General features: G+C 29.0%; 11 protein-coding genes. All 11 read right to left on the reverse strand.

All coding sequences use genetic code 11. The features are described 5' to 3' along the window. Positions 1 to 207: 207 nt before the first annotated feature. The 11 genes from HF850_RS07400 to HF850_RS07450 all read right to left on the reverse strand — a co-directional run bounded on the left by HF850_RS07400 (position 208) and on the right by HF850_RS07450 (position 12,717). The gene (locus tag HF850_RS07400) at positions 208 to 1,005 is read right to left on the reverse strand and encodes a polysaccharide deacetylase family protein (RefSeq protein WP_169104826.1); all 798 of its coding nucleotides are present in this window, start codon (positions 1,003 to 1,005) and stop codon (positions 208 to 210) included. Positions 1,006 to 1,091: 86 nt separating this feature from the next. Further along, positions 1,092 to 2,570 (reverse strand): L-fucose/L-arabinose isomerase family protein, encoded by a 1,479-nt coding sequence (locus tag HF850_RS07405; RefSeq protein WP_169104827.1) that lies wholly within the window; start codon positions 2,568 to 2,570, stop codon positions 1,092 to 1,094. A 64-nt stretch (positions 2,571 to 2,634) separates the two neighbouring features. Continuing rightward, positions 2,635 to 3,264, reverse strand: coding sequence for a DUF4867 family protein (locus tag HF850_RS07410; protein WP_169104828.1), 630 nt, complete (start codon positions 3,262 to 3,264; stop codon positions 2,635 to 2,637). Between the two features lie 20 nt (positions 3,265 to 3,284). Next, the gene (gene fsa / locus HF850_RS07415) at positions 3,285 to 3,935 is read right to left on the reverse strand and encodes a fructose-6-phosphate aldolase (protein ID WP_169104829.1); all 651 of its coding nucleotides are present in this window, start codon (positions 3,933 to 3,935) and stop codon (positions 3,285 to 3,287) included. Between the two features lie 113 nt (positions 3,936 to 4,048). After that, entirely contained in the window at positions 4,049 to 5,203 is a 1,155-nt protein-coding gene (locus HF850_RS07420; protein WP_169104830.1) for an ROK family transcriptional regulator, read from the reverse strand. 75 nt (positions 5,204 to 5,278) lie between these two features. After that, positions 5,279 to 6,784, reverse strand: a complete 1,506-nt coding sequence (gene xylB / locus HF850_RS07425; RefSeq protein ID WP_169104831.1) for a xylulokinase — start codon at positions 6,782 to 6,784, stop codon at positions 5,279 to 5,281. A 240-nt stretch (positions 6,785 to 7,024) separates the two neighbouring features. Then, positions 7,025 to 7,720: a metallophosphoesterase gene (locus tag HF850_RS07430; RefSeq protein ID WP_169104832.1), complete on the reverse strand. Its 696-nt coding sequence runs from the start codon at positions 7,718 to 7,720 to the stop codon at positions 7,025 to 7,027. Between the two features lie 99 nt (positions 7,721 to 7,819). Next, on the reverse strand, positions 7,820 to 8,077 hold the full coding sequence (locus HF850_RS07435) for an EscU/YscU/HrcU family type III secretion system export apparatus switch protein (RefSeq protein ID WP_169104833.1): 258 nt from the start codon (positions 8,075 to 8,077) through the stop codon (positions 7,820 to 7,822). A gap of 100 nt (positions 8,078 to 8,177) precedes the next feature. Beyond that, positions 8,178 to 10,043, reverse strand: coding sequence for a flagellar hook-length control protein FliK (locus HF850_RS07440; RefSeq protein WP_169104834.1), 1,866 nt, complete (start codon positions 10,041 to 10,043; stop codon positions 8,178 to 8,180). A gap of 121 nt (positions 10,044 to 10,164) precedes the next feature. After that, positions 10,165 to 11,385 carry a tyrosine--tRNA ligase gene (gene tyrS / locus HF850_RS07445; RefSeq protein ID WP_169104835.1) on the reverse strand — a complete coding sequence of 407 codons (1,221 nt, stop codon included), beginning with the start codon at positions 11,383 to 11,385 and terminating at the stop codon, positions 10,165 to 10,167. Between the two features lie 165 nt (positions 11,386 to 11,550). Further along, the gene (locus HF850_RS07450) at positions 11,551 to 12,717 is read right to left on the reverse strand and encodes an RNA-binding domain-containing protein (protein WP_169104836.1); all 1,167 of its coding nucleotides are present in this window, start codon (positions 12,715 to 12,717) and stop codon (positions 11,551 to 11,553) included. Positions 12,718 to 12,804: the final 87 nt, after the last annotated feature.

The following is a 12,804-nucleotide window of genomic DNA, read 5'->3' on the forward strand; positions in this document are numbered from 1 at the left end:
CAATAATAATTTTATCATTTTTATATCTTCTAACAACCATATAAATTATATAAAAAATACCACAAATTATATATTATGTATAAGTTTACATTTATATAGTTTCATTTAGGGCTACGCTCATCAAAAAAGAGAATTTAAAGTATCAATTGTTTTAATTGAACAATACTTGATCCTTATAAATCCTCTTTAAAAATTAAATATTATATTTTATTTTACTAACATAATCTGACCTGGTAATAATCTCATAAGTTTATTATTATTAATCAACCAAATAACCTGGCCTGTTGGGTTATAAACTTTATTATCATCAACATTAGTTACTACACTTCTAATTGCAGAAAAATATTCTTTAAATTCAAAGTTTGTAGTATACCAAACATCATTTTTTCCATGAAGCTTATCACATATCTGCTCAAATCTATCCCATGTATTCTCCCTATCAAATTCAAAACTATGCCCCCATATATAAAATAAAGATAACTCCCTATATGATGGTGGATTAAAGAAATCCTCAATCATTTCATCAGTTACATCATTATGATGACATGTTGGATTCCATTGCATAAAATCTCCTGGAATAAAGAAATTTCTTGTTGAATTTACAGTTCTTGAATATTGAATTCCTAAAACTTTTAGCTTATCAATTAATGATTTATTGTATTGTCCATATGGATAAGAATATCCTACAACTATACTATCATTATAATTTTCTAACACTCTCCTATCTTCAATTATTTCGCGTACTACAGCCTCATTATGAAGATCATTCATAAATTCATGATGCACTCCATGTCCAGCTATTTCATGTCCCTTATATAAGTCCTTTATTTCTTTCTTTTTAATAAATCCTTTTCCATCAAGCATTCCTGAATTTAAATGAAAAGTAGCCTTTAATCCATAATTATTGAAAATACTAACTAATCTTTTATCCGCTATATTCCCATCATCATAACTAAATGTAAGTGCTTTATCCTTTCCTTCTGGAAACGTAAACCTATAGCTCATATATTTCCTTCCTTTCCAATTTACATTGCAAGAATATTTTATCATACAAAAACTCCCATTATGATATGGGAGTCCTTATAATAAAATTATTTTTCAAATGGATTTTCAGTCTTATATAACATTCCTTTTGGTTGATTGAACCCAATATCTTCTACACCTAAATATCTAAATAAGTTGAATAAACTCTTTCCAAAATGTCCAAATGCAACAGCACCGTGATGTGGATAATTCTTTTCAACTAATACGTGTCTATAGAATCTTCCCATTTCAGGAATAGCAAATACTCCAATTGATCCAAATGAACGTGTTGCAACTGGCAATACTTCACCTTCTGCTACATATGCTCTAAGTTTAGCATCTGCAGTACTTTGTAATCTGAAGAATGTGATATCTCCTGGTATTATATCTCCTTCAATTGTTCCTCTTGTTATATCTGGTTCCTTATTTGGTTCAAGAGATCTATGCATAATTTTTTGATATTTCATAGTTGGATTTTGTAATTTACAAGTAGCTGTATTACCACAGTGGAACCCCATAAATGTGTCTTTTAATGTATAGTCACCATGTTTACCTTTAATTTCAGCATCATACATATCAGCTGGAACTGAGTTGTTGATATCAAGTAATGTAACAACATCTTCACTTATACAAGTTCCTATATATTCACTTAATGCTCCATAAATATCAACTTCACATGATACTGGAATTCCTCTTGCAGTTAATCTACTGTTTACATAGCATGGAACTAGTCCAAATTGTGTTTGGAATGCAGGCCAGCACTTATTTGCAAAAATAACATATTCTCTAGAACCTTTATGAGCTTCCATCCAATCTAATAAAGTAAGTTCATATTGAGCAAGTCTAGGTAAAATACCTGCCATCTTATTTCCTTCACCTAATTCTTGTTCCATATCGGCAACAACTTCAGGAATTCTTGGGTCTTCTTTATGTTCATTAAATGATGCAAATAAATCTAATTCTGAATTTTCTTCAATTTCAACACCTAAATTATATAATTGCTTGATTGGTGCATTACATGCTAAAAAATCTTGTGGTCTTGGACCAAATGAAATAATCTTTAATTTGTTAAGCCCAATTACAGCTTTTGCTACTGGAATGAATTCTTTAATCATTCCTGCTATATCGCTTGCAGTTCCTACTGGATATTCAGGAATATATGCTTTAATATTTCTTAATGCTAAATTATAACTTGCATTAAGCATTCCACAGTAAGCATCTCCTCTTCCATCTTGAAGATTATTTTGTGTTTCTTCTGCTGCTGCTACAAACATAACTGGTCCATCAAATTCTTTTGCAAGTAATGTTTCAGCAGTTTCTGGTCCAAAGTTTCCAAGATAAATAACTAATGCATTTACACCTGCTTCATTAACTTCTTTCAAGGCTTGTCTCATATCTTTTTCATTTTCTATAGTAGTCTTACATTCAAAGATATCTCCTTCATAAGCTTCTACAACTGCTGCTCTACGTCTTTCTGATAATTCCATAGGGAAGCAATCTCTACTTACTGCAACTATTCCTAATTTAATTTCTGGTATATTTTTCATATTAATTCCTCCAAACTAATCAAAACTCAATTTTTTATTCTCTATAAATCATTTTTTATATAAATTAATAATTCTTAAGATAAATATTTTCTCCCTTTAATCCAATAAATGCTCCTTGTTCACCTAAGTCTGTATCTTTATGACCAATAAGCCATTTATTTTTTGCAAATAATAATACGTCTTCATCTGATTTGTTGATATCCTTTTCTAATGGTAGATTTGTATTCTTTGGTAAAACTACTACACATCTAAACCCATTGTCATCTGCATTACATGGTGCATAATGAAGTGTTGTAGCATATACTTCAATTGCTGTTCCCTTTGGAACTAAGAATGCTTCAATTTTTGATGTATCATATGAAAAATCATCTTCTACATCCTGAAGAGATCCTAATAATAAAATCAAATCTGTAGCTGCTATATTTATTTCTGAAGTTCTATGATATTCAACTGCATTAAGTAAATTATTATTTCCATTACAGTATCCTATTTCAATAGGAAGACCTCCAAATTCTCTATTTTGTAATTCATTAAAAATATCTAAAGCTTCAAGCATTTTTACTGATGGTTCATAAACAACATCACTTGGAAGTGGTGTATCTCCCATCTTTTCAATTATTTCTTTACAATCATAATTTTTTAATACTCTTCCATACTTCTTAAAATCCGGATTGCAAACGTTTTTTACTTGCATAATATCACCTCTTCAAAATATTACTTATTGCCAAATGCAGCTTCCCAGTCTGCTTTAAATTTTTCAAGTCCAGCATCTGTTAATGGATGTTTAACCATCTGCATTACTAAGTTATATGGTACTGTTGCTATATCTGCTCCTGCTTTGGCTGCTTCAATTACGTGTATTGGATTTCTTACGCTTGCAGCTATAATTTCTGTTTCTATACCATGTACACTAAAGATTTCTGCTATATCCCTTACTAAATCCATTCCTATCATTGATATATCATCAACTCTTCCTAAGAATGGGCTTACATATGTTGCCCCTGCATTGGCTGCAAGTAATGCTTGATTTGCTGAGAATATTAAAGTTACATTTGTTTTTATGCCTTCTTTTGAAAGAACTTTTACTGCTTTTAACCCTTCTACTGTCATAGGAATTTTTACTATCATATTAGGATGAATTTTAGAAATTTTTCTTCCTTCTTCTATCATTCCTTCAGCTTTTTCACTTACTACTTCTCCACTTATTGGTCCATCTACTATTTCTGTAATTTCCTTAATTACTTCATTAAAATCTCTGCCTTCTTTAGCTACTAGAGATGGGTTAGTTGTTACCCCTGAAATAACTCCCATTTCGTTTGCTTCCCTGATATATTCAACATTTGCTGTATCTAAAAAAAATCTCATTTTATATTCCCCTTTTCATTTTATATATATTAATATACTTTTAAAAACTATTTTATTAAGTTGTTATATTCCACTGTAATATCTAAATTAATTTAGATATTACAGATTATTGTTTACTTTATTGTAAGAAACTCTTCTATGACCATTCTAGCTGCTCCAAGTAGATAAGATTCTTTAAATTTAGTTATTTCAATCTTACATTTTTTCCTGTCTGCAAATAAATTATTGTTATATATATTTTCTCTTAATGATTCTATATTTTCATCTAATAGACTTTTAATATCTCCTCCAATAACAATAGTATTAGGATCAAGTATAAGCATAAGATTCGAAATTCCTGTTCCTAATATGAATAAGTATTCATTTAATACTTCTAATGCTTGACCATCTTTCTTTTCACATAATTCTTCGAATTCTTCTATATCATTAATATCTTTAGAATATTTCGAATTATACTGTTTTATTAATGCATCTGTAGATGCATATGCTTCAAGGCATCCATCCCCACCACATTTACACTTCTTCCCACCTATATTTATTTTAGTATGGCCTATTTCACCAGCTGAATTATTGCTACCTCTATATATTTCACCATTAATGATTATTCCTGCCCCGAAACCATCTGTTATAGAAACATATAATAAATTGCTTATCATATCCTTTTTATTTAAATATTCATAATATGCGGATAAATTTGCTTCATTATCAACATAAATAGGAACACCTAAATGTTCAAATTCATTTTTTAAATTAAGTTCTTCTTTAATATTTAACAGATAACAATTTTTAATTATTCCAGCTTCTGAATCTACAGTTCCTGGAATCGAAATTCCTACTCCTAAAAGCTGAGTTTTATAATCAATATTATTACTATTAAGAATTTCTACAATACTATCTTTAACTATTTCAATTATTTCACTTATATTTTTATTCTCATGCTTAACTTTTAATCTACCAATTTCCTGGCTTTTTAGATTTATAAGAGATATTTTTATGTGTTTAGGTGTTAATGCAACCCCTATTGAATATTTACAATTTTCATTCAATTTTATTGCCATTGCTTTTCTTCCACCTGTAGATTCTAAAGACCTTACATCTTCTACTATTCCTAATTTTTTCAATTCTGCAATATTAGTAGATACTGTAGTTATGCTTATATCTAAGCTTCTTGATATGTCTAATTTAGTTATTTCATTCTTTTCTAATAATAATTTGATTATCTTATTCCTATTAGTCTCTTTTATTTTGCTGTGATTAACTTCTATCAATTTAAAAATTACTCCTCTCTAGGCCTTAACAGTAATATTATATTTAGTAATATAATATCATTATTATGTTCCTAGTTAAATATCCTTTATTCTTTCGTAAAGTGAGTTATAGACAGCATATACCTTTTCATATGTTTCCTTTAACTCAGTATTAGGTGTTACTTTATTATCTGCTTTTTCTATAATCCTTTCACATGCTTCTTCCACTGATGGATATATTCCTGCTCCAACTCCAGCAAGTATTGCAACTCCTAAAGCTCCGCCTTCTGAAGCCTTTACTGTATTTAATGGATATTGGAATATGTCAGCTAAAATCTGCCTCCATACATCACTCTCTGCTCCACCACCACTTACTCTGACGTCTTCAACTTTTACATTCATATCTTCTATAATATCTAAGCAATTTTTTAAGCTGAAACTTACTCCTTCAAGCACACTTCTTACAAAATCATTATGATTATTTATCAATGAAACTCCAAAAAATCCACCCTTTACATTTGGATCAAGATGTGGTGTTCTTTCACCCATTAAATATGGTAAATAAGTAACTCCATTTGATCCTGGTTTTGATTGTGCAGCTTCTTGTGTCAGTAAGTCATATACATCAACATTCTGCTTTTTACTATCTTCAATTTCTTTTGCACAGAATGTTTTCTTAAACCAGTTCAATGAAAGTCCAGCACCTTGAGTTACTCCCATTACATGCCACTTTCCTGGAATTGCATGACATAGTGTATGAACTCGTCCATCTTTATCAAACTTAGGCGTATCAGTTGAGGCAAATACAACTCCTGAAGTTCCTATTACTGTAGATATAACGCCTTCTTTTACTATTCCACTTCCAATAGCCCCTGCGGCCTGATCTCCTGCTCCTCCAACTACTGGTGTTCCCTCTGATAAATTAGTTAATTGAGCTGCTTCACTGCTTACTTTTCCACTTACAACAACTGATTCATATACATCAGCTAGTATATTCTTATCTATCTCTAAATCATTAAGAAGTTCATCACTCCAACTTCTCGTATTTATATCAATCATCTGCATTCCACTTGCATCAGAAACTTCTGTAGCAAATACATTTGTTAATTTAAATCTTATATAATCTTTAGGCAATAGAATTTTATTGATCTTTTTATAATTTTCAGGTTCATTATTTCTAACCCATAGTAATTTAGAAAGAGTAAATCCTGTCATTGCTGGATTACCTGTTATTTTAATTAATCTTTCCTTACCTATCTTTTCTGTAATATACTCACACTCTTTTTCAGTTCTTTGGTCACACCATATTATAGATTTTCTAATTACTTTATTATCTTTATCTAATAACACCAATCCATGCATTTGACCACTTAAGCCGATTCCTTTAATATCAATAGCTTGTACATTACTTTTATCTATTACTGCTCTTATTCCTTTAACACATGCCTCCCACCAGTCATCTGGATTTTGTTCAGCATATCCTACCTTAGGTTGAAATAAATCATATCCAAATGTTGCAGTCGCAATAGTTTTACCATCTTCATCAAATAATGCTGTCTTTGTACCCGAAGTGCCTATATCTAAACCTAATAAGTATCTCATAATTCCACTCCTCTTATTAAAATGTCTTTTAAATAAACTTTTTAAAAGTTATTTCATAAGCTAATATTATTCCTTTTTATGGAATAAGTCAATATTATTTTGTAAACTTTTTCAAATTTATTTTTAATTGTGAATATATACAAAATTAAATTTTAAATCTCCAAATAAATTTCTTAGTAAATTCTTTGCAAATAAAAAAATCATGATAATAGTTATACCATCATGATTTCTTTTATTTATCTATAATACTCTCTTGGGGTTAAAATTAATATAATCTGCAGAAGATAAAATATATTCAATTCCATCAACATATCCATTTAATAAATTTCCCATTAAAACAGGCCCATGTAAGTGTCCATATATTACTTTTTTAACATCAAATTCTTTAAATATTTTTATAAAATCTGATTCTTCAAATTTTTCATTAGTTGGTGGATAGTGAATCATTACTATTATATTTTCATATCCTGCTTTCTTGGCAGCTTCTAGTGATAATCTAAGTCTTATCTGTTCTCTTTTATAGATTTTCTCATCTTTTTCTGTATATTTATATTTATCTCCGCCAGGACACATCCATCCTCTTGTTCCACAGATAGCAAAATCATCATATTCATAAAAATTATTTTGTAAGAACTTTGTATTTTCATATAATTTATTTAGTTTTGATATACTTCCCCACCAGTAATCATGATTTCCTTTACTTATAATCTTCCTTCCTGGTAGTTCATCTATCCAATCTAAATCATATTTGCTGTCATCAGCTCTTAATGACCATGATATATCACCTGCAATAAGTACTGTATCATCATCATTGACTTTTTCAATCCAGTTCTTTTTTATTTTCTCAGTGTGATCTCTCCACTTATCTCCAAATATATCCATGGGTTTTTCTACATTAAAACCAAGATGCAAATCTGAAATAGTATAAAGTGCCATTACATTTTTTCTCCTTTTTATCTGTGAATTGTTCTCAATTGCAGCATAGCTGCTCTTTTTATCAGTGAGCTGTTGTTAGTATCAGTAGCACTGATGGCTTTAGCGGTGTTTATCTAAATCTGTGACAAACGCTATTACGTGAGCAACTGCTTCGTATAATTCTGAGGGTATTTCTTGGCCTACATCTACATTGCATAATAAATTAGTTAGTTCTTTATTATATACTATAGGAACTTCATTTTCTTCAGCTTTTTCTAGTATTTTATCAGCAATATGGCCCATTCCAGCTGCAGTAACAATAGGAGCATCACTATTAAATTCATATCTTAATGCTGCTGCTTTTTTTCTTTGATTCATATTAGTATACCCCCTTTAAATCAATAAGTCTAAATCACAATACAAGTTTCATTTTACCTTATAATCTTTATTTATACAATTTCAAATTTTCTACTATTTCTTACACCTTCGTATCTATAGCAGAAATTTTAACCTCACTAAAAAATTCTCTACAACTTGATATATCAACAGGTCTTTCTTTAGTTGATACACTTACATTTACTAACATTCCTAAACTATTTAGACCATTTAAGAGTTGTGCTTTGTGATTATTTATTATATCTGAAAATCCCCAATCACATTTCAGATTTACATCAAGTTTATTATTCCTCAAAGTAATATATCCATCTATATCACCTAAATTAATTGTTTTTACGCTTACAACCATCTTAGTATTTGTAGTATCTATCTTCTTTCCATCTTTTCTGTTATCTTTAATTATTAATTTACATGGATATTCTGTATTCTGCGTATTTACTCCAAAATTTAAATAATAATACTCATTGCTTATTGAGTTAAATACTCTAAAATCATTCATATTTTGTTTAAGAGTACTCATTACTTTATCTAAAACTGCACTATCTTGTAATTCTGTCTGATTTAATAAACCCTTTACTATATCCTTTACATTATTAATCTTCTCTTGTATATTTTCCTTAATAGCCTCTTCTCTATTAATATTAAATCCTGCAAACTTATCAGCCCCACTAAACTGTGTATTCATATTTTTTATATTAAATGTATTTAATGGCATTGACTTAGTCTTTTGAGGAAAAGCTTCATATGATGATTCACTTTTATATTTACTTACAGCTTCTTTTATCATCTTATATTCATCATCAGAAAGCTTTACTTCTCTACTTTCAACCCTGCTCAATAAAGCTTCTATTTTTGCCTTGTTAGTAGATTCTATAAGTGATGAAGCTTGAGTTTTAGGTATTTCTTCTGATGTATTTATGTTTCCAATTATTGATTTTACATCATTAAGAAAATTTTTATCTTGTAATCTATCAGTTAAAGATTTATTACTATTTTCAATTATAGTATTTTGATTAGCACCAAATACTGATTTACTTTCGTCACCACTATTGGAGGCTAATGTTTTAAGAAGATCTAAAACGTCTACCTTTGTATTCATGGGATTATTATCCGAATATATCTTAGATGCTAGTGACTGACTTGTAGTATCACCAGAACTTTTATTAATATTTGGGGATTCCTGATTATCTAATATACTTATTTTAGAATTTATAGCTTCCATAATATCTTTATCAAAATCAATATTATTAAGCTTTTCTTGAATATCCATAAGTACTTTTTCTATTGAAGAATTACCTTTAAAAAGTTTATTAAAACTTTCAATATTTTCTGCTGAAAAATCGATATTATTCTCAATAAATACGAATATATCATCTTCACTCATGTTCTTAAATTGCTCAAAGAATTTTGTCAAAGTATCTTGGATTTTTTTACCCTCTGCACTATTAATATCAATATTTTTACCTGTTGTATATTTTTCTATAAATTTATTTATCTCATCCGGATCAAAATTAACTTTCTCATTAAACTGAAGTATCCCTTTTATTTTGTTTATATTCTCTCTAGTTAATGGAATACTATAACTAACCATTTTCTTCAAAATGGGTACGTCTTCCTTTGAAAGCCCTTCTTTATCTATTATCTCTTTAAAATTTTCATCTACTTCTGAATCTTGTTTAGTTCCTTGATTTATAACTTTTAATTTAAGCTTTCCATTCTCAAATCCATCTACTTGAAATTTAACTAATTTTAGCTCTTCAAAATTTATATTTCCCTCAACTTCCGCAATAAACTGCCAACCATCTGAAAGTTTTATTGTAACATCCTTACCTTCACCTTTTGATACAACTCTTCCAGTAAATTTTTCGCCTATGTCAAAAGTTAATTTGCTAGAAATTTTTTTTGAATTGATATTATATCCATTATTTATATTCCAAATCCCTGGCATTATCGCGTCTCACCTCTAACTTTTATTCATACAATTATTTATCGAGTAATAGGCGTATAAATTTATAAAGAGCTCTGCAATATTAGCATTACAGAACCCTTTAATATATCAATTTATTTAACTATTTAACTTCAATCTTATTATAGTTTTTCTTACCTCTTTTAATTAAGGCAATTCCGTCTTCAAAGTCATCTTCATTTAAAGTTCTAACTACATCTGTAACTTTAACTCCATTTAAAGATAATCCACCTTGTTCTATTAGTCTTCTACCTTCTTTTTTAGATGGTACTATTTTATTAGATGCCATTATATCTAATAATGATGTTCCTACTTCTTCTTTAGAAATAGTTACTGTTGGAACATTAGACATATCTGCTCCACCTGCAAATAAAGCTCTTGCAGCATCTTGAGCTTTTTTAGCTTCTTCTTCACCATGTACAAGTTTAGTTATTTCATATGCTAATATTTCCTTAGCCTTATTTATTTCCGAACCTTCTAATGCACCTAATCTTCTTACTTCATCCATTGGTAAGAATGTTAATAAAGCTAAACATTTTTCAACATCAGCATCATCAACGTTTCTCCAGTATTGATAGAAATCAAATGGAGAAGTTTTATTTGGATCAAGCCATAAAGCACCACCAACAGTTTTACCCATTTTTTGCCCTTGGCTGTTTGTTAATAATGTACATGTCATAGCCATTGCTTGACCTTGAGCTTTTCTTCTTACAAGTTCAACACCAGCAATCATATTAGACCATTGGTCATCTCCACCTAATTCCATTTTACAATTATACTTTTGATTTAATACATAGAAATCATATCCTTGCATTAACATATAATTAAATTCTAAGAATGATAATCCTCTTTCTAATCTTTGTTTAAAGCATTCAGCTGTAAGCATTCTATTAACTGAGAAGTGAACTCCTACTTCTCTTAAGAAATCAACATAATTAGCCTTTAATAACCAGTCTGCATTATTTACTAAAATTGCTTTATCATCAGAAAAATCTATAAATCTTTCCATTTGCTTCTTAATACATTCAACATTATGTTCAATATCTTCCTTAGTAAGCATCTTTCTCATATCTGTCTTACCACTTGGATCTCCTACCATTGCAGTTCCACCACCAATTAAAGCTATTGGTCTATGTCCTGCTCTTTGCATATGAGCCATAAACATCATTGCAATAAAATGCCCTACGTGTAAGCTGTCTGCTGTTGGATCAAATCCTATATAAAAAGTAACCTTCTCATTTTCTAATAATTTTCTAGTTTCTTCTTCATGAGTAAATTGTTTTATGTATCCTCTTTCTAATAGCTCATCTAGTACGTTTGCCATTAATAATACCTCCTTAAATTATGCTCTTAAGAAAACAATTGACAGTGGACAATTAAATATTAATTGTCAATTGTCAATTACCATCTCTCTCTATATATAAATAGTATAGCTTCAAGTCATACTTTTGGCAATATTCATAGTATTTATGAATACTTTAATATAATATCAATCTTTATTACAATCTATTATTTTATTACATCCTGGTAATACCACTTTAAAGCTATGTTCAATTCTAGAATTTATAAATTTAACCTTACCTCTTCCCTTAAATGCTTCTCTTATTCTAGTAAATCCTTTTCCATTATTCAAAAATCTTCCTTTCTCATCCAAAGTGATGAGCTTTTCATAAAGCCATATATTTCTCTTATTATAATTTGTCCTTTCACCCTTTATATTCTCATCTATAAATTCTCCTGGACTTGAAATAACAATATTGTTATCATCTATTATTATTTCAACAATTCTATTCAAATCATAATATTCTCTATACAATACTGCATTTTTAACAGCTTCTACTATTGCATTTACTGGATAATCCTCTGGCATTATTTCTGTTAAAGTTTTTTCTGTTTTATCCACTATTTCAATAAGATTTCCTTGTATAACATAAACTTTTCCGTATATATTATCTATTTTATTAACTATTTTAATCATATTATTAGGAATACATATATGGTTTATATCAGAAAATACAAGCAAACCACCATAAGTACATTTTAATTTTGCTAACTCTCTATCTTTATATATAATTCCTGCACTCAAAAGTAAAAATTCTTTATTTTCATCAGTTAATGTAATTCCTTTATTTTTAAAGTACTTCTTTACTAAATCCATATTCAGCATACTTATATCACTTCTCATCACCGGACATGTTTCTATTGTCAAATTTAAATTTTCCTCAAGTAAAGCTATAAGTTCCTGTTTTCTCATAGTATCAGTAGTAGAGCCCCTCCTAATATAAAATGCTCCATTTTCTCTTACCTGATAAGGTCTTTGACCACCATCATAAATTGATATTACACCAATCTTTTTATTATCTATGAATAAAAAATCAATCTGTAATGGAATTGGAGGTTCACACCTTGAAGTTATTATCTGCTGAATTTGCTCTTCTGTAAAAAGATTATTATCATTTATTCCAAATACTTTTTTAGTTTTATCTTGAACACCAACGATAATATATCCTCTGCCTCCATTTGAATTTGCTATGGCACAAATATCTTTTGTCAGCTCTTTCTTTCCAATTTCATTTGTAAGATCTAGCTTAAGTTTAAAATCAAGTTTAGGGCCCTCTTCTTTTCTAATTAAAGATAGAAGTTTCTTTCTATCCATAGATTACTTTCCGTTACTGAAAACTTATAAAAATCTATAAAAAATTATAAAATCTTATGTTTCATTCCTTTTTCAATGTATCTGCTT

The organism is Clostridium sp. SM-530-WT-3G, from assembly GCF_012843905.1.
In the GTDB taxonomy this organism is placed as follows: domain Bacteria; phylum Bacillota; class Clostridia; order Clostridiales; family Clostridiaceae; genus Clostridium.